The sequence below is a fragment of the Shewanella frigidimarina genome (assembly GCF_003797125.1).
GTDB lineage: Bacteria > Pseudomonadota > Gammaproteobacteria > Enterobacterales > Shewanellaceae > Shewanella > Shewanella frigidimarina.
The window spans coordinates 415192-435967 of the sequence record NZ_RKKE01000001.1 but is presented as its reverse complement, the minus strand read 5'-3'; the positions used below and the strand labels follow the sequence as shown (position 1 = coordinate 435967).

Below are 20776 nucleotides of genomic sequence, written 5' to 3'. Positions count from 1 at the left end.
CAAATATTACAGGCAATAAAAAGGCCCCAAAGGGCCTTTTGTGAATACTAACTTATATTGTATAGATTAAACCTTGAACTCGCGTACCGAGGCTTGCAGTTCTTCAGCAAGCATAGCGACTTGCTGACTTGATTGTGCGGTTTGATCTGCACCTATCGAGGTTTCTTCTGAAATAGAGGCAATATGTTCGAGCTTCTCTGAAACTTGCTGGCTAACGATATTTTGCTCTTGAGCAGCTTGAGCAATATGGTTACCAGAATCAAAGGCTCGGTGAACTGACTTACTAATGGTCTCTAAGGCTAGATTTGATTGTTCGTTCTTTTCAACACAGCTCTCTGCTTGAGTACGACCTAATTCCATAACCGCAACGGCTTCTTGCGTACCAAGTTGCAATACTTCAATCATCTGCTGAATTTCACTGGTTGAGTGTTGGGTGCGTGACGCTAAGTTACGTACTTCATCAGCAACAACGGCAAAGCCTCGTCCTTGTTCGCCAGCTCTAGCGGCTTCAATAGCAGCGTTTAGGGCAAGTAAGTTAGTTTGATCTGCAATCCCACGGATCACATCTAAAATAGAGCCGATTGACGCACTGTCGGAATGGACTTTATTAATAACAATACCAGCTTTAGCAACTTCTTCAGCAAGAGCAAGAATGGTATTTTTGCTTTCTTCTGCAAGCGTACGCATATGCTGTGTTTCTTGGTCAGCTTGTTTAATCTCATTCAGTGCTTGATCGGCGCTCATTGATACCTGTTGTGCACTTGAACTCAGTTCCGTGGTTGCCGCAGCAACTTGGTCCACTTGACTCTTTTGTTCTTGAATACCAATAGTGGTTTGCGAGGTAATCGCAGAGGTTTCTTCTGCCGCAGCAGCTAACTGATTTGAACGATCAACGATACCAACAATAAGGCTCCGTAGGCTGTCGACTAATCGGTTGCAGTTTTTGGCTAATTCTGCGAATTCATCATGGCCAGTGTCATCTAATTTATGGGTTAAATCACCCGATGCTAGAACATTTAAGGCTTTATTGACTTTCTCTAACGAGCGGGTCAGTGGTTTAACAACAGCAATACTGACAATAATGGCGACGATGATGGCGGTTAATACCACCAGTAGCGTTTTAATGGCTGCAGAATCAATAATTTCTAATGCTGTAGTGCTGATATCTCCCGCGAACGTGTCGATTGATTTTGCTAACACGGTCATTTTTTTGTTGACGTCTTTGGCTGAGCTTTGCGTATCTGCTAACTGTTTAGCAGCAGCAAACTCATGATTTAATTGTTGTTGTTTTAGGGCTAAAAGTGAGTCGCTGCCTTTTAGTAACTTAAAGACTTTTGCACTTTCTGTGGTTAAATCTTCTAAAATTGAACTGCTGACAATACCACTGCCTTGACGGCCAATATGATCCAATTTGGATGAAGCTTCACTGACCATGTAATCGAGTTCTTTGATGATTAGGTCATACTTGCTTTGTTCGGTTGAGGCGACTAAATCATAAATTGTGGTAATGATATTGATAAATGTACTATCAACGAGGCTGGCTGATGCGGCCAAACTGCGTTCAGTTTGATCTTCACTAGTTTCTAGGTCGATGATGTCTAATAAAATAGATGATGAGTCGTCTGCAGCATTTTCAAGGTTACTGCGCATTTTGAGTAATTTTTCTTGCAAGCTTAGGGCACTTTCGCGCTCTACGAGCATTTTTGTAGCACTCGCTTCATATACTGCGTAGCTTTTAGTTAACGCTGCCAACGGCGCAGTAAGTTGATTCTGTTTGCTTACTAAATTATTTAAGCGAGCTAGATCTTTTTCAAATGCGTTATCTAAGTCAGTGAGTCTTTTTTCTATTGCTGGAATTTTTGATGAATGAGTACTGTAATAAGCAAGTAATGCTTCAATTTGTTGGGTGCTTAAATTCTCACTTAAGATACTCGTTGATTCAAGTGCAGGTAGGCTGATCGTCTTAAGAATAGTCGTCCCGTCTTTAATACTGTTGTTACTCAGCATAGTCACGCCACCGAGGACCATCAATAACAGTGTCACCACGGTAAAACCGCCAATGACTCTGGTCGCTACATTAATTTTCATACAGTACTCCGGCTATTATTATTTGATCCTGATTTTTATCTTGTATGTGTTATCGCATATCACGATATTGAATTTATTAAAGGGCGATTGTTTCTCAGGCAAGCGTAATAAATTCTACATTTAACTATCGGCTAAATGGTACTTTAGTTTAACGTTAAATTAACCTTTTTTGGGTAATTATTTCATTCTTTTCAAGATGCCATAATGTTAAATGCTCTCCCCAGCAGCAACCTGTATCTAATGCGACAACGTGCGGTTTACCTGTTTGGCCCATTAACGCCGCCCAATGACCGAATATAAGGGTGTTTTGCGGCGCTGTTTTAGATGCAAACTCAAACCATGGGCGTAACTCGGTAGAATGCTGTTCGCTAGGCGGTAATTTGCATTTAAAATCAAGACGACCATCAAGGTGTAAAAAACGCATACGTGTTAATGCATTGATACAATAACGTAGTCTGTCGATACCGTGCAAAGATGGAGACCAGTGCTCAGCATTTTCTGTGTACATTTTGGCAATTAATGCGCTTAGATAATCATCTTGCTGTAATGCAAAACTGACCTGCTCAGCTTCATGTTCAAGGATTGCTATATCCCATTGTGGAGGCACACCAGCATGGGTCATGATGATATTGTGTTCAGGTAAGGTTCTGACTAAGGGTTGTTTGCGGAGCCAATTGACTAAATTATCAATATCAGGAGCGTTGAGTAATTCATCAAGATGATCTTGTGGATGGGGCCGCTTCAATTTCCCGTGCAGAGCCAAAAGATGTAAGTCATGATTGCCCAGTACCACTTTTGCTGAATCTTGTAACGACTGGAAGAAACGGAGTGTTGCTAACGATTCAGTACCTCTTGCCACAAGATCGCCCACGGCCCAAAGTTGATCTTTGGACGGGTTAAAAGCCACTTTTTGTAACAATAGTTGTAACTCTGAATAGCACCCCTGAATATCACCGACAAAATAGTGTGCCATGACTTATTGGAATATCCCAGGAACAGCAAGACGAAAAGGCGGAATCGTTGCTAAAAATCGCTCGCCTTTATGATTTTCCATACCATAAGATCCTTGCATAAAGCCCACTGGCGTTTCCATCACAGTGCCACTGGTATATTGGTAAGCCGTATTAGGTGCAATTGTGGGGGTTTCCCCTACAACACCGGGGCCTTTTACTTCATTCTGTTCGCCGTCAGCGTCAGTGATAATCCAATGACGGTCTTTAAGAGTCACCTTGTTATCACCCAGGTTGATGATGGTAATGGTATAGCTAAATAGGTATTTATTATCGGCGACATCTGATTGTTGTTCTAAGTATTGGGTGTCGACTTTAATTTTAATAGGCGATTCAACTTGGCTCATATTATGTCCTAAAGCAAAAGGGCATGCTCAATATGCATGCCCTTATAATTAATCTTTTTTGTCACACAGCATATTAGCCATTGCCACATATTGTGGGACACTAATTTGTTCTGGCCGCAGGCTCGCATCAATTTGCAGTGCTGCAAAGTCTTCGTCTGACAGTAAGGTTTTTAAATTATTACGCAAAGTCTTACGGCGCATATTAAATGCTGTCGTGACTAGGTGTCTTAATACATCAACATTTTTACACGGCCAAGGTTTGACTTCAAAAGGCAATAATCTTATCACTGCAGAATCAACTTTTGGGGCAGGGGTAAAGCTTGTTGGTGGCACTTCTAATACTGGTACTACTTGGCAATAATATTGTGCCATCACCGTTAAACGGCCATAAGCTTTGGTACCAGGGCTTGCTGATAAGCGCAAAACCACTTCTTTTTGCAACATAAAATGCATCGTTTCTATTTGTTCTGCAAACTCAAACAAATGGAACATCAGTGGCGTTGAAATATTGTAAGGAAGGTTACCGAACACTTTCATTTTCTTGCCAGGCTGTTGCAACTGACCAAAATCAAACTGTAACGCATCACCTTGGTGAATGGTCAGTTTGTCTTTAAGTACTGGGTGATATTGTAAGCGTTTCACCAAGTCACGATCTAATTCAACAACGGTTAGGTTATCAATCATATCTGCAACAGGTTCAGTTAATGCACCTAAACCGGGCCCAATCTCAACCATTACATGATCGTTATCAGGTGCAATAGCGCCGACTATGCTGCTAATTACGCCTTGATCAGTTAAGAAGTTTTGTCCAAAACGCTTTCTGGCCGTGTGGCCTAAATGTACTTTATTACTCATTAAAATGGGTTACTTACTTTTTGAGGCCAATTCGATGGCTTTGTTTAATGCACAGGTAAAACTGCCGCAATCCGCTTTACCACTGCCGGCCAATTCTAGCGCGGTGCCGTGATCGACTGAGGTGCGAATATAAGGTAAACCTAAGGTGATATTGACCGACTTGCCAAAACCTAATGATTTAAGCACAGGTAATCCTTGGTCATGATACATAGCTAATACTACGTCAGCTTGTTCAAGATACTTAGGTTGGAATAAGGTATCGGCTGGCAACGGGCCAACAATATCCATGCCTTGTTCTCGTAACTCGTTGAGCGCAGGTATGATGGTATCAATTTCTTCACGGCCTAAATGGCCGTCTTCTCCTGCATGTGGATTGAGTCCACACACATAAATTTTGGGTGAACCTAAACCAAATTTACTGACCAATTCCCGATGCAAAATGGTAATAATGTGATGCAGTCTGTCGCGGGTAATGGCTTTTGCAACGTAAGCTAATGGTATATGTGTGGTCATTAGCGCCACTTGTAACCCTGGGGCTGCAAGCATCATGACGACATCTGCACAATTGGCTTGTAGTGCAAAAAATTCGGTATGACCGCTAAACGGAATACCTGCTTGGTTAATAATGCCTTTATGCACAGGACCGGTAACAACCGCGTCGAATTCATTCGACATATTTTTTTCACCGGCGTAGCGCAAGGTTTCTACTACATAAGCGCTGTTAGCTTCATTCAGTACACCACACTCAACTTCTTCAGCTAATGCAAAAGGAGCAATGGTTAATGTGCCTGCCGTTTGCGGCTTCGGTGGTTGCGATGGTTGATACGGCCTGAGTTGTAAAGGCAGTCCAAGCATTTTTGCTCGTGTCATGAGTAAATTGGGGTCGGCACAAACAACTAACTCAACAGGCCATGCCTGTTGAGCGAGTTTGATGACTAAGTCGGGACCAATACTAGCTGGTTCGCCGGGAGTGATGGCAATACGTTTAGTCATTAATTTTGCTTAGCCTCGTTTGCTTTCTGGCTCAACGATTTCGATATACGCTTCAGAGCGCATTTCGTCTAACCAGTTTTGTAACTCTTCATTAAACTTACGACGGAAGATTAATTGATGAGCACGGTTACTGTTAAATTGTTCAGTTGCATCTGTTTTGCGACGCGATTCAAGTTGGACAACATGCCAGCCATGAGTAGTTCGGAAAGGCTCACTGTATTGGCCTTCCTGAAGACTGGCTAGTGTTTGAGTAAATTCTGGCACATACATGCTTGGGTCTGCCCAACCTAACTCACCACCTTTAGCTGCAGAACCAGGATCCTCAGAGTACTGAGTGGCTAATTTAGCAAAATCAGCATCACCTGCACGAACTTGAGCTAAAAAGTTAGCCAACATCGCTTTAGCACGATCTTCCGATAATATCGGAGATGGCTTTAACAGGATATGGCGCGATTTTACTTCTTCAACTTCTTGGGTTTGTAAACCACGAGTGTCGACTACTTTAATAATATGGAAGCCTGAACCCGATTTAATCGGACCGATTATGTCACCTTTTTTGGCGTTACTGATAACTTCAGCAAACAAGGTTGGCATTTCGTTAATGTTCATAAAGTCCCAGATCCCGCCTTCTAGCGCTTTAGGACCTGATGAAGACGCAATAGCGGTACTACGAAAATCATCGCCATTGTTTAAACGTTTAAGCACGATTTCTGCACGGCGGCTAGCACCTTCAAGTTGTTCGCTCGTTGGGTTGCTTGGTACTTCAATTAGAATGTGACCAATTTGAAACTCAACATCTTTTAAGCCTTGTTCTTGAATCAATTTCACTAAACCACTAATTTCTTGTGGTGAAACCTGAATACGGCGTTGCACTTGAATGCGCTGAATTTCACCTAGGGTGACTTCTTGACGTAACTGTTCGCGATATTGGCTAAAGCTCGTACCTTCGCTTTCAATAGTCTGCTGCATTTGCGCAACGGTTACTTTTTGTTCTTTAGCAATATTTTCAATCGTTTGGTCTAATTGTAAATCACCAATTTGCAGGCCGATACGTTCAGCCATTTGCATTTGCAAATGAGTTAAAATGAGACGTTCGATTACCTGAGTGCGCAAGGCATCATCAGACGGTAAGGTTTGATTCGCTGCTTTAGCATTGGCTTTAACAGTTGAAACCATGTTGGTGATTTCACTCTCAAGAATAATGCCATCATTAATTTGTACTGATACGCGATCTAATGGCATTGGCGCAGCCATACTGGTGTTACTCATAGCTAACGCTAGTAATGCAAAAATTATTTTTTTACTGTGTTTCATCCACAAAATCCTTGGCACATTCGATTCAATATAAACTGGCAATACATCGCCAAAATAAGGTTACTACTTCATACTCAACAGCATGTTTGTTGTTATTGGACTATGAGTTTGTCGCTAGGTTCAGCAATCTATCACAAAAGAATGCTAATTCCTCAAGTAAAGTGGTTTACGGTAGTTAAATAAGCCTTCATTTAACATGTCGTCTACCCCTAACGGACCTGAACCACCTAAACCTTTAATGACAAAGTTTAGGTAAACACCGCTTTCAAACTCTTCGCGTCCATCAATGCTTTCTGATAAATCATCGTCATAGTTGGTTTTGATACGATAATGATAACTTAAGCGCAATGCCCAGCAACATGACTCATATTGTACGCCTGTGTAAGTTTCAATATTACGAGATTCATTGAGATCGTAATAGTAGTTGCCGACAAAATATAAGTTGTCACTAATAGGCCACGAGGTACGTACGCCAGCTTGGGAAATATCAACTTGGTCATTGGTGTTAGTATTTAATAAGTCGGGTACATATCGGTAGCTTAACTGCAATAATCGGTCGCTACTTGGACGATAATCCAAAGTGACTTCATTCTTTTTGTTTTCACCCGTTTCTGTGTCGTGTTGCACTGAACCGCTCACAAACCAATCGTTGTATAATTGGGCATCTAATTCAGCCGCTAATACCGATGTTGACTGGGCAGTTTCTTCGTACGTATCGTCAATACTGACTTTAGAGTCTTCTAAATACATGATTTGACCTACGCTAAACTTGAGTTTTTCGCGGTTAGTTTGATCAAATAAACGAGTAGTAAAACCTAAAGTAAATTGGTTGGCATCTGCAACACGGTCTAAGCCTGAATATTGGCGATCGCGGAACAAACCATAATAGTCTTCTTGCAATTGTGCTGTGTCATAAATACCAATATTGGATTGGTCTTCATAGCCGACATAAAGATATTGAATTTGAGGTTCCAGGGTTTGACGGTATTGTTCATCAAACAATTGGGTTGCTCGCTCAAAATTCACCTGGCCATGTAAACGCGCTTGCGGGATCGTACGGCTTATACTGTCGTTTAATGTTGAGTCTTCGTCTATATTTTGCTGCCAATACTGAGTTTGCAGTAATTTAACTTCACTGGTAAATGAACCTGCAGGCCCTTGTATCGGCCAAATTAAGCTTGGCACTAAATGTAAGCGGGTTGCGGTATTATATTCGTTATCTTGATGGCGGAAATTGGTCAGTTCTGAATTAAATTTAAAATCGATAGTGTTAAAAATGTCTGCAGAACGATAATTAAAGTTTAACTGTGGCATTACTTGATATGGTTTTTCATCTTCGCCAAGCACTTTAATATCTTGCACGCGCATGTTGAAGTCCCAGTCGCGTTCAAAATAACTGGCTTCACCGATCCGTGATAACTGGTTATCGGTTGATTGATTAACGTCAGAATTTAAATCGTTGAAATAATTGTTATCGGACACATCGGTATAGTCTGATCTCACTCGCCAGTTTTTGTTAACTGCGCCTTGATGGCTCCAGTGATACAAATAACGGTCAGCATTAGACGTTAGCTTACTATCGCTGCCTAAATATTCAACATTGAACTGACCATTTTGCTGTTCTCCAGCAAGATAGCGAAACTCTGTTTTGGTATATAGCCCACGCGAAGACATGAAGTCTGGTGTGAAAGTTAAGTCAAACTCTGGCGCGATATTCCAATAATACGGAGTACTAACTTCTACACCGTTAGTGGTGCTGGTACTAAAACTTGGGAATAAGAAACCAGTTTTACGTTTATCCGATACAGGTACAGTCATATACGGAATATATAACACTGGAATATTGGCAATACGCAGCTTGGCATTCCAAATTTCACCCCATTCTTCTTTGCTGTCAATTTTGATCATGTCAGCTTCGAGTAACCATGATTCGTCACCAGGAGGACAGGTAGTGAAGTTAGTTTTTGTTAGCAATAGATTATTGTCTGAAGTGATTTGTAGTTTTTCAGCATCGCCATGCACTTGTTGCCCATGTAGCCAATATTGAGCGCCTTTTAGGGTGGCGTTATTGGTGCTCATCTGGGCTTCTAAGGTATCTGCCGTAACGGTAAATAACTCGTCTTTAAAGATAAGGTTACCGTCTGCATTTAAGCGTTGTTCTTTTTGATCTAATACAGCGTTATCAGCCGCAATATGACGAAGTCCTTGGCTGAAACTGACATCACCCGAAAACTCAGCTTGATTATTGTAAGCAACGCTGGAGTGATCACTAATGATAACAATTTGATCGTCTGATATGCCGGTTAATGCCTCACGGTCTTCGAATGAACGAGACACAGGAGGAGCAACAACGCATTGCAATGAAGGCGCTTCGGTCGTTGTTGGCTCATCAGCCAACACGATATTTGGGAGTAGGCTTAGTGCCAGAAAATAACGGATCTGCATTGTTGTCAATAATTTATGAATTCTGATTCCGGAAAGTTTTGGAGAGAAAAAGATACTCAGCTAGATGAAACATTCCATTCTTTAGCTGTTTCCAAATGTTATGCTGGCTATAATAAAGCAATTTTTCGTTAAGAGCCATTGAGATGATTTTATCTGACCCAAGATTTGTCGCGTTAAGTAACTGGTTATACCAATATTTCGGCGATAAAGTTGCCATTAACTTGATCTGCGGCGATGCCAGTTTTCGACGTTATTTTCGTCTTCATCATCAAGGCATTGATTATATCGTTTCAGATTCACCTATCGACTTAGTACCCATAGCACCATTCTTGGCAATGGCTAAAGCTTATCAACATGCAGGATTACTGGTACCCGAAGTGCTTGCAACCTGCAATGATTATGGTTTTGTTTTACAAACTGATGTGGGCGAATTACAGCTCTTGTCGGTACTGAATAAAGACAATGTAACCGACTACTATAAGCAGGCATTAAACTTATTGCCGATCATTGCTACGGTAACGGAAACCGACAATGGACCGTTAGCAGATTACGATGATACTTTCGTGGCAAGAGAATTAGCTATTTTTGTCGATTGGTTACTAAAAGAGCATTTAGATTACGTATTAACGGACAATGAGCAGCAAATGATTGCGACCACGTTTTCCGCCTTAACAGACAATATACTCGCGCAACCGAAAGTGGGTATGCATCGTGACTACCATAGCCGTAATTTACTGATAAATGATCAAGCGCTAGCAGTGATAGATTTTCAAGATGCTGTGCATGGGCCAGTGACTTATGATGCGGTATCATTGCTGCGCGATTGTTACGTGCGTTGGCCGGACGATATCGTTAATCACTTGATGCGATATCATTATCAGCTTGCTATAGATCATCAATTGATTGATGAAAATGTTGATTTTGCTTCCTATACAAAGTGGTTTGATTTAATGGGGTTACAGCGCCATATCAAAGCTGCGGGGATTTTCGCGCGGTTATATCATCGTGACGGTAAGCGCGGTTATCTGGCTGATATTCCATTAACCTTGCAATATGTCGTAGATATTGGGATGAAATACCCACAAATTGCCGATTTTAGTTTGTGGATCCACAAGGTGATTTTACCGTTAGTAAACCACAAAAATACTCATGAGGCGGTAAGCCAAACATGAAAGCGATGATACTGGCTGCAGGTCGTGGGGAGCGTTTGCGCCCGTTAACAGACTCCTTACCTAAACCATTAGTGAGTGTTGCAGGTAAACCTTTAATTGAATATCACTTAGAAAAACTCGCGTTAATTGGTGTGACTGAGGTCGTGATTAATCAAGCTTGGTTAGGGCATAAGTTACCTGAAATGCTAGGTGATGGTAGTCGATGGGGTTTGCAGATTAACTATAGCGAAGAAACCACAGCGTTAGAAACTGCTGGGGGTATCAAGCAAGCATTACCTTGGTTGGGGGACGAACCTTTTTTGGTTATCAATGGTGATATATTTATCGATCACTTGCCCGACGTCACCTTGGCTTATCAGCGCGTTTGCCAAGGTGAAGCACAAGCTTATTTGTGGTTAGTGGATAATCCAGAACATCATCAACAGGGTGATTTTGCTATTGATGCTCAAGGGAAATTAACCTTGAGCGATGAACAAAGGTTAACGTTTGCTGGACTGGGGATTTATCATCCTCAATTATTTAGTCAGTTGCCTGAAGGTAAACAGGCTTTGGGTCCTTTGCTTAAACAATCCATTGGCCAGCAACAAATACAAGGTGAGCATTTTGATGCTTATTGGTGCGATGTCGGCACACTTGAGCGATTGGATAAATTACAGCGTCGCTTGGTCGATATAGAGACTCTGTTACCGCTTTAAGCTACGCCATCTGATGATGGCTAGTTATGTATTAATTATTAACCGTAGTGGAAAACAACATGCGAATTTGGGGTAAAGTTTTTGGGTTTATCATTGGGTATATGTTCGGGCGGTTTTTTGGTGCGATTTTAGGATTATGGTTAGGCCATGCTTTTGACAGGCGTCAAGGACTAACCTCGATAATGCGCAAAGGCAGTGAACGTCAGGCGATGTTTTTTAATTCTACATTTGCCGTAATGGGCCATGTTGCTAAAGCGTCAGGGCGAGTGACTGAAACTGATATTCGTATTGCTACCATGTTAATGGATCAAATGAAGTTGTCTGGTCAGTCACGTATCGATGCGCAAACGGCTTTTCGTCAAGGTCGCCAAGCAGATTTTGATTTGCTAAAGCAGCTAGAACTGTTTCGACAAGCCACTCAAGGGCGGGTTGAGCTAGCGCAAATGTTCTTGGAAATCCAAATTCAAACTGCCTTGGCCGATGGTGAATTACATGCCAATGAAAAGCAAATATTGTCTGTTATTGCCACTAAGCTTGGCCTTGCTGCACAACTGGATGCTTTACTGGCGCGTTGGCAAGCTGAGTTTAGTCATCATCAGTCGCCGCAAGGTAATAAAATGCCGCTTACTGATGCCTATGTGCTGCTAGGCGTGCAAGAATCTGCTAGCGATCAAGACGTAAAACGAACTTACCGCAAGTTGATGAATGAACATCATCCAGACAAGCTTGTGGCTAAAGGCTTACCTGAAGAGATGATGGAATTAGCCAACACCAAAGCACAAGATATTCAAGCCGCTTATGAGCGCATTAAAACCTCTAGAGGAATGCGTTAGCGCAAGCCAATAACGTATTTTTGTAAGCAATGGAATGGGGCCGTAAATGAAAATAGTAGTATTAGATGGTTATACACTTAATCCGGGTGATTTGAGTTGGCAAGCGCTTGAAGCATTAGGCGAATGCGATATTTACGACCATACAACACTCGACCAAATCGTCAGTCGTTGCCAAGGTGCGCAAATCGCACTGACCAATAAAACCCTATTGAGTACCGCGACCTTAAAGCAACTGCCCGCATTAACCTATATCGGTGTTCTAGCCACTGGAACCAATGTGGTCGATGTTGATGCAGCAAAAGCGCAGGGGATTGTTGTCACTAACATTCCTGCTTATGGCCCCGATGCCGTAGCACAAATGGTGTTTGCCCATATTTTACATCATAAGCAACAAGTTGCTTTACATGATCAAGCCGTAAAACAAGGACAATGGGTAACGCAACGAGATTTTTGTTTTACCTTATCACCCTTAACTTCATTAAAAGGCCTCACGCTGGGTGTTGTAGGTTATGGTGATATTGGCCAACAGGTTGCTCATTTAGGTGCCGCGTTTGGTATGAAAGTGTTGATTACCAGTGCTAAACCTAAAACCAATTTACCTGATGCTATTCAATGGTGTGAACGCGACGCTGTGCTTCAACAAGCCGATATTATTTCGCTGCATTGTCCGCTGAGTGCCGCAACCAAATCCATGATCAATAGCGACAGTTTACGCTTACTTAAACCGGGCTGTTTATTAGTGAATACCGCTCGCGGCGACTTGATTAATGAAACCGATTTAGCCCAGTGGTTAAATAATGGTAACGGCTTTGCGGCAGTTGACGTGTTATCGACAGAGCCACCCAGTAGCAATAACCCACTACTTAGTGCAGCCAACATTACTATCACGCCGCATATTGCATGGGCGACATTACAAGCTAGACAAAATCTACTCAATATTGCGGTTGAAAATGTACGCCATTTTCAACAAGGTAAAGTGTTGAATCGAATTAACGACTAAACACGAGCACTCATCACTCACTTTGAATGTGTTGAGTGTAAAACTTTAGTATTCAGCATTGAGCCCTGAACGGGATCTGCACATGTCACTCTGAAAATCTTGTTTGATTTTGTCGATAAAGAACGTACAAGATTTGATAACGTGCTTCATGACACTCATGCACTGCAATTTGAAATTGAATCGAATATTCATTTTATTGTGGATGGCTTGGTGCAAAATTCAGTGCTGCCGACATTATCAAGGGGCTAGAAACTCAAGCGTTTGATAAAGCGATGCTGTCGGGATTACATATTCGTCAGGCTAAGTTAGTACCGCGAACTATTGACGGTTATAAAGAGTTCGATAAATACCTAGGTGAGCCAAGCGGCGTGTTGATTAAAAAACTGTACATAAAAATAACGGTACTGAAAAAACTGATTCACATGGGTAAGCTTGATCAAGATCTTAAACTTAAAGCGCTGTTTCGATTATTGATGTTAGTGCACTTTCATTTAGCGGATAAACCTCTACCTAAACCAATGCCTAAAGCAAAAAACTAAGCCGCAGATATTCCACGGCTTAGTTCATCATTAAGTTAGACGTTAAAATAATATCCAGTGACGTTAAAACAATATTCAATGACGTTAAAATAGTACCTTGATATGACTGGCAACGGTTTTCGCTTTTTCGACCGCTTGTTCTACCGAGTTATCGCGGGCTAGCGCTACACCTAAGCGGCGGCGGCCATCAATGTCTGGCTTACCAAACAAGCGTAATTGAGTATCGGCTGGCGCTAAGGCGGCAGCCATACCCTGGTAACGGATATTGGTGGATGTGCCTTCGGCAAGAATAACCGCAGAAGCACTAGGACCATGCTGCACAATATTGCTTATTGGTAATCCTAAAATCGCACGTACATGCAAGGCAAACTCAGATAAATCCTGGCTGATTAAGGTCACTAAACCTGTATCATGTGGCCTTGGCGACACTTCAGAAAAATACACTTCATCACCTTTTACAAACAACTCGACTCCAAATAAACCATAACCACCAAGGGCTTCAACCACTTTTTGACTCATAGCTTGGGCTTTTTGTAGCACTGCCGCCGACATCGCTTGTGGCTGCCATGATTCACGATAATCACCATCTTCTTGGCGGTGACCTATTGGCTCGCAAAAGTGAATCCCATTGACGGCACTGATAGTCAGGAGGGTAATTTCATAGTCAAAGGGAATAAAAGCTTCAACAATCACTCGTCCTTTACCTGCACGACCACCTTCTTGGGCGTAAGCCCATGCTTGCTGAATGGTTTGTGCTGACTTAATCACACTCTGGCCTTTACCAGACGAACTCATTACTGGCTTAACCACGCATGGAATGCCAATGTCGGTAACGGCCTGTTCAAATTCAGCTAGAGTGTCACAGAAAAAGTACTTTGATGTTGGTATTGATAACGTTTCTGCCGCAAGTCGGCGTATACCTTCACGATCCATGGTGAGTTTAGCTGCGTTAGCGGTTGGTACTACATGCAAACCTTGCTGCTCTAGTTCCACTAACGTTTGGGTGGCAATGGCTTCAATTTCTGGAATCACTAAATCTGGCTGTTCAAGCTCGATAACATCTTTTAATGCTTTTGCATCCAGCATGTTAATCACATGAAAACGATGGGCAATTTGCATTGCAGGGGCATTGGGATAGCGATCAACTCCGATAACTTCAATTCCGTAACGTTGTAGCTCAATGGCAACTTCTTTGCCGAGCTCTCCGCAACCTAATAGCATCGCCTTAATCGTGCCAGAAGTATTTGCTGTGCCAAATGTAGTAGTAATAGACATGGTAATTTACAGCCTCTGTGTAGGGATATTCTTATATACAGAACAGTGTAACGAGATGAGGTATTAAAAATCCAATATAAAAATCAATCATTGGCTAGAAGCGCATGTATTTCGAGGTTTTTTGTGATGAAAGATTGTATTTTATTACGATAAGTCTAGATGTATCGGTGTTTAGAAGGGTAATTGTTGAAAACACCAAGTGTGATTGGGTAAGTGCCATAACACTATAGTGTTGAATTAGAGAGTGCTGACTCAAAAGAGTAAGTTAAAAAAGCCAACATTATTGAATTAATGTTGGCTAGATTCTATTTGAATTTGGCGTTAACTAAGGTTTAACGAGTAACTCAGCAGCGGTTAAAATTAGCTCTGGCGCAGGGCGAACCTTGTAGTTTGGATTCACATATTGAAAATGAACTAAACCACTTTTATCTGCCAAATAGACAGCAGGCACGGGTAACACTAAGCGTTTGTCACCCCCTGGGGTAGTAAACAGTTCATTGGTTACCGCTAAACTGGCGGTATATTTTTTAGTGATATCTGCACTGGTGTAATAGGCTAAACCAAATGCTCGCGATGCCGCCATTGACGTATCTGACAGCAATAAATAATCGAGTTCTTGTTTATTTATCGACGCGCGCATCTTTTCTGGCGTGTCAGGTGAAATGCCTACTAATTGAAAACCCATCTCAAGTAGTTTTGGTTCAATCGCTTTTAACTGACCCATTTGCGAATTACAAAATGGACACCAACCGCCACGGTAAAAGAAGAATATAGTCGGCTTTTGGGACACAAGTTTACTGAGTTCAACCGCTTTACCATCTACATCTAGCAGGGTTACTGCAGGTATTTGGTGACCATTGAGCAGTGGCATGACATTGTTCTCGTCACTGGCAATGGGCTTAGCCACACTGGCTAAACTGGTTAACGTAAGTGCTGTGGCAATAAGCAGAGTTTTTAACATGATAAGTCCTTATAGAGTAATGTCCCGACTAAAGTAGACCTCATAATCACACAATTTATTTCATTCAAACACAAAAAAAGCGCCTAAGCGCTTTTTTCGATTACCATTAACTCTTTCGAGTTGAGTTATTTAATCTTTTTGTATTTAACCGTGCTGCTGACTTTACCCACTTTAACACGACGTCCGTCCATATTTTTCTCAGCAATCATCTGGGCGCCAGCGTTATCACCACGTTGTTGTTTTTTAGCAAAACTACGACGCTTTTCAATTTGCTTAAGCAGTACTTCACGGCTACCGACTTCATAACCCGGTACTGTCACTCGGCGAATTGGTTGACCGATTAGCTTTTCAATATCAGCTAAGGTGCGTTCTTCTTCGCGGCTCACAAACGAAATTGCCACACCGGTTTTACCTGCACGGCCTGTACGGCCAATACGGTGCACGTAATCTTCGGCTAAAAACGGTAAATCATAGTTAACAACGTATTCAAGATTTTTAATATCAAGTCCACGAGCGGCGACTTCGGTGGCCACTAATACGCGAATTTTACCTTCAACAAATTCACGTAACGCACGACGACGGCTGCCTTGTGCTTTCTCGCCATGAACCACACCCGATGGAATACCATCTAAGTTAAGCTCTTTGACCAATTTGTCTGCTGCGTCACGAGTTGCGGTGAACACCAACACTTGTTGCCAGTTTTTGGTACCAATAAGTTCAGATATTAATTCACGCTTACGGCGCTGCTCTACTGGATATACCACCTGGCTAACGGTGTCGGCAGTAGTGTTTTGTTTATCAACAGTAATCACTTTAGGCTTTTCAAGCATGTCATTCGCCAGCTTTTTAACCTCAGAAGAGAAGGTCGCAGAGAACAACATGTTTTGACGCTTTTTGTTTACTGCCTGGAGAATCTTTTTAATGTCAGCACTAAAGCCCATATCAAGCATACGGTCGGCTTCATCGAGTACTAAAAACTCAACATTCGACAAGCTTAAGTTGCACGCCACAATGTGTTCAAGTAAACGACCTGGTGTAGCAACAATAACGTCGGCACCGCGTTTAAGTTTTTGTGACTGGGTCTCTATTTTAACGCCACCATAAATGGTTAATACCGTTAAATTAAGATGCTTACTGTAAGCGCTAATGTTGTCTGCAACCTGTGCGGCAAGTTCACGAGTTGGAGTAAGAATTAAGGTGCGAGTGTTAGACGGCATCGTCTCTTTTGGGTTATCACACATTCTTTGTAATATAGGCAGTGCAAAAGCTGCTGTTTTACCGGTACCTGTTTGAGCGCTTGCTAGGACATCTTCACCACGACGGATCGCTGGGATCGCTTGTTGTTGAATTGGCGTCATAGATTGATAACCGCACTCAGCGATCGCGCGTAATATTTCTGGGGCGAAGCTAAAAGATTCGAATTTCATGGTGCGGTTCCTGTATGTACATCAAAACAAAGCGATTAAGTTGTAGCAAGCTAAGTTAGCTGCACAAGGTCAATCTAGAATATTTGGGCCGATAGCCATTATTAAATGGCTGAACTTATGCTTAACTGGGTTGATTAACGTCTTAGGATAGTTGAAAAACGTTAAGCTTGAATGATACACCCAATTGAGTGCCATCGATAAGCGGCCGCGGAGTATAACAAACTTTTGTTTAAATCCTGAACTTTATCTGTGCCTAACGATAAGATTTTTTAGCCGAGAATTGTTTAGGTGATATGGCGTTATAGCAATGTTATTTACAGCCTATAAAAATTTAGGACTGTTACTCGTGATTGGACAAAAGTGTATTTAAGATATGGCCGCAGGCCATAAGTACAACTATAAAAAACAAAGCTGGATTCTGGCTCAAAAACATTGCCGGAATGACAAAGTATTTGGCCCGTGCAGGGTGGAACCTTGCAATGTTAGTCTGGTGTGGGTGAAGCGTCACGACGTCAGTGGCGCAGGGCAGAAAAAAGAATCGTTCACGGCTCCTTGATATTCAACCTATTTTTATTCCATTGTTCCAAATCCACAGATGACATCAAACAATTCCGCGTCGATACCACTTTGACGTAGGCAATGAAACCGTTGCTTGAGGCTGGCATGCAGCTCGTCGATGTTTTTTTCTGCCCGCTGCATTGCAGACAAGCGACTGGCATTTTCACTGGCAAGTGATTCTGCGCAAGCTCTAAACAGACTGACAAAAAGATATTCGCGCACCATAGCGCGTAACGTTTGCTCCCGCTCAGGCATGACCTCGGGTAAGTTATTGGTCGGCCAGTGAATGCTAGCAAGCTTATGGCGCCAGTGGTGATCCAGCGGTAAAAGTTGTTGGCTTACTGGGGTGTATATTGAACCAGAATGTGGGCGATGATGAAATAGATAAACTCGGTCGATAAGCCCTTGCTCTCGTTGTGATTCTATTTCAATTAATATTTTCCCGACCAGTGTAGAAATAGTACTAATGGAATTTGGCAGCACAAAACCCTGCTCCAGCGTCAGCTTGGTGTCTGCTAAACGCGACTGAAGACGCTCACCCACAGCCCATAGGGTTTTATTGCCAGGCAACTTCATTAATGAATCGCTAACAAATTTTACCATCACTTCGTTGAATTGACCGACCAACCCCTGATTCGAGCCAAATACGATTACCGCAATGGCTGCTCTATCTGGCTGTGTTTTTTTAGCTATGGCGCGGGTGGATTTATGTTGCTGGAAACAGGCCGTTAACCCAAGTTGTACGGTACGATAATAATCATCTAACGAGCGAACTGCGTTTTCGTATTGGCTGATATTCGACGACGCCATGGCTTTCATGCTGCGCACTACGGATTCAAGTTCTTCCGCACTGTTGATTTGGTGACGTAGACTGGCAACGCCTTCACTCATGTGATTTCCTTTAGTTCTTTACTAGGCGTAAATAGAGTTAGTGCATCACGGACTGGCTGCAAAATTGCGTTGCGATCTTCATCTGTTAATTTTCCGGTGCTTGCTAATCTTGCGGTAATTTCAACAGGGATATCGGCAGTGGCCGCGCGTACTGCAAGCTCGGCTTGGCTCATTTCATCTAAAGGGACTTCATCAAATAGATTAGCGGTTAATGCCAGTAGTACAGCAATTTGTTCAATCATCGAAATGGGCGTGGACTCTGCTTGTTTCAGGCAAGCGCGAATGCGTCGGCCGTGGTCGATAATTTTTAGTGTGCTGTCATCCAATCGTGCGCCAAAGCTCGCAAATGTTTCCAGTTCTTCAAACTGACCGTAAGCCAGTTTTAGGTTTGATGCTACTGCTCGGTAAGCGGCTCGTTGAGCTTTGCCACCGACACGAGAAACCGATTTCCCGACGTCGATAGCGGGCAGCACGCCCAGTTCAAATAACGAGGGTGAAAGGTATATCTGCCCATCGGTAATTGAAATAAGATTTGTTGGAATATAGGCGGAAATATCCTGCGCTTCGGTTTCAATAATGGGTAGCGCGGTTAATGATCCTCCGCCTAAATTTGGGCTCAAGTGAGTTGCCCGCTCTAGCAATCGCGAATGGATGTAAAAGATATCGCCGGGAAAAGCTTCACGACCGGGCGGCCGACGTAACAGCAGAGACAACTCTCGATAGGCTCTGGCATGGTGGGTCAGGTCGTCATACACAATTAATACATTGCGGCCTTGCTGCATAAAGTATTCTGCAATACTGGTCGCTGCATAAGGGGCAATATAAGCAAGGCCTGGAGGATCATTGCCTTCGGTAACCACCACAACGGTATATTCTAAGGCGCCTTGTTCATGCAGTGTCGCAATCACTTTTGCCACACCTGAGGCGCGCTGACCAATCGCGCAATATACGCAGAGTACATTTTTGTCACGCTGATTAAGTATGGTATCAACGGCAATGGCGGTTTTACCCGTTTGCCTATCACCGAGGATTAATTCACGTTGCCCAAGGCCAACAGGAATAAGCGCATCGATAACTTTAATGCCGGTTTGCAAAGGCACACTAACAGGTGCTCGATTCATAATGGCAGGAGACGGACGCTCAACGGGTAAGCGTGCACTGGCAATCAGTCTGCCTTTGCCATCTAAAGGCTCACCGATAGGATTGATAATACGGCCGAGCAGGCCTTCTCCCACAGGCACATCAACTAGATGCCCACAGCGTTCGACTTCATCACCTGCTTGCAAATGCCAGTAATCCCCAAGCAGTACCGCGCCTATTTCATCTTCATCAACATTAAAGGCAATGCCAAAAATATCACCGGGGAATTTCAGTACTTCTTCAAAACCGACCCCAGGTAAACCTGACACTTTTGCTATGCCAGTAGCAATACTGGTAATGGTGCCTATTTCTCGTGGTTGCAGTTGTGGCGAAAAAGACCGTCGCGCTTGCTGCAGAATCGAAAATGTCTGCTCAAATGTTGCTTGCAGTAAATCAGGCGCTAGCTTCATGACTGTCTGTCTTTGTTGTTGAGTGTGTATCGTCAGCTTGTTCAATATCCATAGGGGATAGCAGTAACTCGTCAACCCGTTTTGCCAATGAACTGATGTATTCGTTAATACTCCACGAGATTTTTTGCCCTTTGATACTGAGTTCAATTCCACTGATGACATCGGGCTCTATTGAAAATTGGATTGGTATGTCGTGACCCAATATTTTTTTAATAGCCGTTTCAATAAGTGAACACTGCGGTGTTGGAAGTGCAAAGGCGGTTCGAATTAAAAGAGGTTGTGCTGCGGCATTAATTGCTGGAGATATTGCTGATTGTAGCGAGGCTATTTCCTCATCGTTTAAGGTATTCAAACGGCGAATGAAAATATCTGTCATGGATGCTTCTAGAGAGGTACCAGCAAGATCGCCAAGTACCTTACGCGCTATCGAGAATATTTCTTCCCGTGCACGTTGGCTGATTGCCACTTGCAAATTGAGTTGCTCGTTTTTAAGCGCTAATTGTAATTTTTTTCGCAGGCCTTGTGACTCCAGTCTTACAGCTTCAAGTAAACGAACACGTTCGGCTTCTGTTTCATCTTTTAGTTTATTTATACGAGTGGTTTTTTGTTGCTCAAAATCGGCATTTTTTTGCTGGAATTCTTCTCGTTGAAGCTCTGCTTCAATTCTTTTAGCCTTAGTATCTGCTATTTCCGCGGCAATTCGTTTTTCACGGGCATCGATGGAATCAAGAATGGGCCGATATAAAAAACGCTTCAGTAGCCACACGAGTACCAAAAAATTTATCACTTGCGCAAATACGGTAAACCAATCGATTAACATAGC

18 protein-coding genes are annotated in these 20776 nt (G+C 42.6%); 5 read left to right on the top strand and 13 right to left on the bottom strand.

Annotated elements, in window-relative coordinates:
* Window positions 1-66: 66 nt before the first annotated feature.
* The 7 genes from EGC86_RS01910 to lptD all read right to left on the bottom strand — a co-directional run bounded on the left by EGC86_RS01910 (window position 67) and on the right by lptD (window position 9052).
* Window positions 67-2088, bottom strand: a complete 2022-nt coding sequence (locus tag EGC86_RS01910) for a HAMP domain-containing methyl-accepting chemotaxis protein (RefSeq protein ID WP_011638525.1) — start codon at window positions 2086-2088, stop codon at window positions 67-69.
* Window positions 2089-2242: 154 nt separating this feature from the next.
* A complete protein-coding gene (locus tag EGC86_RS01905; RefSeq protein ID WP_123776456.1) occupies window positions 2243-3061 on the bottom strand; it encodes a symmetrical bis(5'-nucleosyl)-tetraphosphatase in 819 nt (272 codons plus the stop codon).
* Between the two features lie 3 nt (window positions 3062-3064).
* A complete protein-coding gene (apaG, locus tag EGC86_RS01900) occupies window positions 3065-3445 on the bottom strand; it encodes a Co2+/Mg2+ efflux protein ApaG (protein WP_102036413.1) in 381 nt (126 codons plus the stop codon).
* A 48-nt stretch (window positions 3446-3493) separates the two neighbouring features.
* On the bottom strand, window positions 3494-4300 hold the full coding sequence (rsmA, locus tag EGC86_RS01895; protein WP_102036414.1) for a 16S rRNA (adenine(1518)-N(6)/adenine(1519)-N(6))-dimethyltransferase RsmA: 807 nt from the start codon (window positions 4298-4300) through the stop codon (window positions 3494-3496).
* Window positions 4301-4309: 9 nt separating this feature from the next.
* Window positions 4310-5293 carry a 4-hydroxythreonine-4-phosphate dehydrogenase PdxA gene (pdxA, locus tag EGC86_RS01890; RefSeq protein WP_123776455.1) on the bottom strand — a complete coding sequence of 328 codons (984 nt, stop codon included), beginning with the start codon at window positions 5291-5293 and terminating at the stop codon, window positions 4310-4312.
* Window positions 5294-5302: 9 nt separating this feature from the next.
* The gene (gene surA, locus EGC86_RS01885; RefSeq protein ID WP_011638520.1) at window positions 5303-6607 is read right to left on the bottom strand and encodes a peptidylprolyl isomerase SurA; all 1305 of its coding nucleotides are present in this window, start codon (window positions 6605-6607) and stop codon (window positions 5303-5305) included.
* 144 nt (window positions 6608-6751) lie between these two features.
* On the bottom strand, window positions 6752-9052 hold the full coding sequence (gene lptD, locus EGC86_RS01880; protein WP_011638519.1) for an LPS assembly protein LptD: 2301 nt from the start codon (window positions 9050-9052) through the stop codon (window positions 6752-6754).
* A gap of 143 nt (window positions 9053-9195) precedes the next feature.
* On the opposite strand from lptD, the gene EGC86_RS01875 reads away from it, so the two are divergent.
* The 5 genes from EGC86_RS01875 (at window position 9196) to EGC86_RS01855 (ending at window position 13291) form a co-directional block, all read left to right on the top strand.
* Complete coding sequence (locus tag EGC86_RS01875; protein WP_123776454.1) at window positions 9196-10224, top strand: aminoglycoside phosphotransferase family protein; 1029 nt, start codon at window positions 9196-9198, stop codon at window positions 10222-10224.
* Window positions 10221-10919, top strand: coding sequence for an N-acetylmuramate alpha-1-phosphate uridylyltransferase MurU (gene murU / locus EGC86_RS01870; RefSeq protein WP_123776453.1), 699 nt, complete (start codon window positions 10221-10223; stop codon window positions 10917-10919). The genes EGC86_RS01875 and murU overlap by 4 nt, the downstream gene beginning before the upstream one ends.
* Window positions 10920-10978: 59 nt before the next feature.
* The gene (gene djlA, locus EGC86_RS01865; protein WP_011638516.1) at window positions 10979-11752 is read left to right on the top strand and encodes a co-chaperone DjlA; all 774 of its coding nucleotides are present in this window, start codon (window positions 10979-10981) and stop codon (window positions 11750-11752) included.
* 46 nt (window positions 11753-11798) lie between these two features.
* Window positions 11799-12752: a D-2-hydroxyacid dehydrogenase gene (locus tag EGC86_RS01860; protein ID WP_123776452.1), complete on the top strand. Its 954-nt coding sequence runs from the start codon at window positions 11799-11801 to the stop codon at window positions 12750-12752.
* A 272-nt stretch (window positions 12753-13024) separates the two neighbouring features.
* Window positions 13025-13291, top strand: a complete 267-nt coding sequence (locus EGC86_RS01855) for a hypothetical protein (RefSeq protein WP_123776451.1) — start codon at window positions 13025-13027, stop codon at window positions 13289-13291.
* An 84-nt stretch (window positions 13292-13375) separates the two neighbouring features.
* Here EGC86_RS01855 and purT read toward each other — a convergent pair whose 3' ends face one another.
* From purT to EGC86_RS01825, 6 genes are all read right to left on the bottom strand, one after another.
* Window positions 13376-14566 (bottom strand): formate-dependent phosphoribosylglycinamide formyltransferase, encoded by a 1191-nt coding sequence (purT, locus tag EGC86_RS01850; protein WP_123776450.1) that lies wholly within the window; start codon window positions 14564-14566, stop codon window positions 13376-13378.
* Between the two features lie 325 nt (window positions 14567-14891).
* Window positions 14892-15527 carry a peroxiredoxin-like family protein gene (locus EGC86_RS01845; RefSeq protein ID WP_123776449.1) on the bottom strand — a complete coding sequence of 212 codons (636 nt, stop codon included), beginning with the start codon at window positions 15525-15527 and terminating at the stop codon, window positions 14892-14894.
* Between the two features lie 125 nt (window positions 15528-15652).
* Window positions 15653-16954, bottom strand: coding sequence for a DEAD/DEAH box helicase (locus EGC86_RS01840; protein ID WP_059744719.1), 1302 nt, complete (start codon window positions 16952-16954; stop codon window positions 15653-15655).
* Window positions 16955-17524: 570 nt separating this feature from the next.
* Window positions 17525-18403, bottom strand: a complete 879-nt coding sequence (locus EGC86_RS01835) for a F0F1 ATP synthase subunit gamma (RefSeq protein WP_123776448.1) — start codon at window positions 18401-18403, stop codon at window positions 17525-17527.
* Complete coding sequence (locus tag EGC86_RS01830; RefSeq protein WP_123776447.1) at window positions 18400-19953, bottom strand: alternate F1F0 ATPase, F1 subunit alpha; 1554 nt, start codon at window positions 19951-19953, stop codon at window positions 18400-18402. Before EGC86_RS01830 ends, EGC86_RS01835 begins: the two co-directional genes overlap by 4 nt.
* Window positions 19937-20773, bottom strand: a complete 837-nt coding sequence (locus EGC86_RS01825; RefSeq protein WP_123776446.1) for a F0F1 ATP synthase subunit B family protein — start codon at window positions 20771-20773, stop codon at window positions 19937-19939. The genes EGC86_RS01830 and EGC86_RS01825 overlap by 17 nt, the downstream gene beginning before the upstream one ends.
* Between the last annotated feature and the right edge of the window lie 3 nt (window positions 20774-20776).

Excerpts from the sequence above, each read along its gene's own strand:
- EGC86_RS01910 (WP_011638525.1), bottom strand. The coding sequence starts at position 2,088 with ATGAAAATTAATGTAGCGACCAGAGTCATTGGCGGTTTTACCGTGGTG.
- EGC86_RS01905 (WP_123776456.1), bottom strand. The coding sequence starts at position 3,061 with ATGGCACACTATTTTGTCGGTGATATTCAGGGGTGCTATTCAGAGTTA.
- apaG (WP_102036413.1), bottom strand. The coding sequence starts at position 3,445 with ATGAGCCAAGTTGAATCGCCTATTAAAATTAAAGTCGACACCCAATAC.
- rsmA (WP_102036414.1), bottom strand. The coding sequence starts at position 4,300 with ATGAGTAATAAAGTACATTTAGGCCACACGGCCAGAAAGCGTTTTGGA.
- pdxA (WP_123776455.1), bottom strand. The coding sequence starts at position 5,293 with ATGACTAAACGTATTGCCATCACTCCCGGCGAACCAGCTAGTATTGGT.
- surA (WP_011638520.1), bottom strand. The coding sequence starts at position 6,607 with ATGAAACACAGTAAAAAAATAATTTTTGCATTACTAGCGTTAGCTATG.
- lptD (WP_011638519.1), bottom strand. The coding sequence starts at position 9,052 with ATGCAGATCCGTTATTTTCTGGCACTAAGCCTACTCCCAAATATCGTG.
- EGC86_RS01875 (WP_123776454.1), top strand. The coding sequence starts at position 9,196 with ATGATTTTATCTGACCCAAGATTTGTCGCGTTAAGTAACTGGTTATAC.
- murU (WP_123776453.1), top strand. The coding sequence starts at position 10,221 with ATGAAAGCGATGATACTGGCTGCAGGTCGTGGGGAGCGTTTGCGCCCG.
- djlA (WP_011638516.1), top strand. The coding sequence starts at position 10,979 with ATGCGAATTTGGGGTAAAGTTTTTGGGTTTATCATTGGGTATATGTTC.
- EGC86_RS01860 (WP_123776452.1), top strand. The coding sequence starts at position 11,799 with ATGAAAATAGTAGTATTAGATGGTTATACACTTAATCCGGGTGATTTG.
- EGC86_RS01855 (WP_123776451.1), top strand. The coding sequence starts at position 13,025 with ATGCTGTCGGGATTACATATTCGTCAGGCTAAGTTAGTACCGCGAACT.
- purT (WP_123776450.1), bottom strand. The coding sequence starts at position 14,566 with ATGTCTATTACTACTACATTTGGCACAGCAAATACTTCTGGCACGATT.
- EGC86_RS01845 (WP_123776449.1), bottom strand. The coding sequence starts at position 15,527 with ATGTTAAAAACTCTGCTTATTGCCACAGCACTTACGTTAACCAGTTTA.
- EGC86_RS01840 (WP_059744719.1), bottom strand. The coding sequence starts at position 16,954 with ATGAAATTCGAATCTTTTAGCTTCGCCCCAGAAATATTACGCGCGATC.
- EGC86_RS01835 (WP_123776448.1), bottom strand. The coding sequence starts at position 18,403 with ATGAGTGAAGGCGTTGCCAGTCTACGTCACCAAATCAACAGTGCGGAA.
- EGC86_RS01830 (WP_123776447.1), bottom strand. The coding sequence starts at position 19,953 with ATGAAGCTAGCGCCTGATTTACTGCAAGCAACATTTGAGCAGACATTT.
- EGC86_RS01825 (WP_123776446.1), bottom strand. The coding sequence starts at position 20,773 with ATGTTAATCGATTGGTTTACCGTATTTGCGCAAGTGATAAATTTTTTG.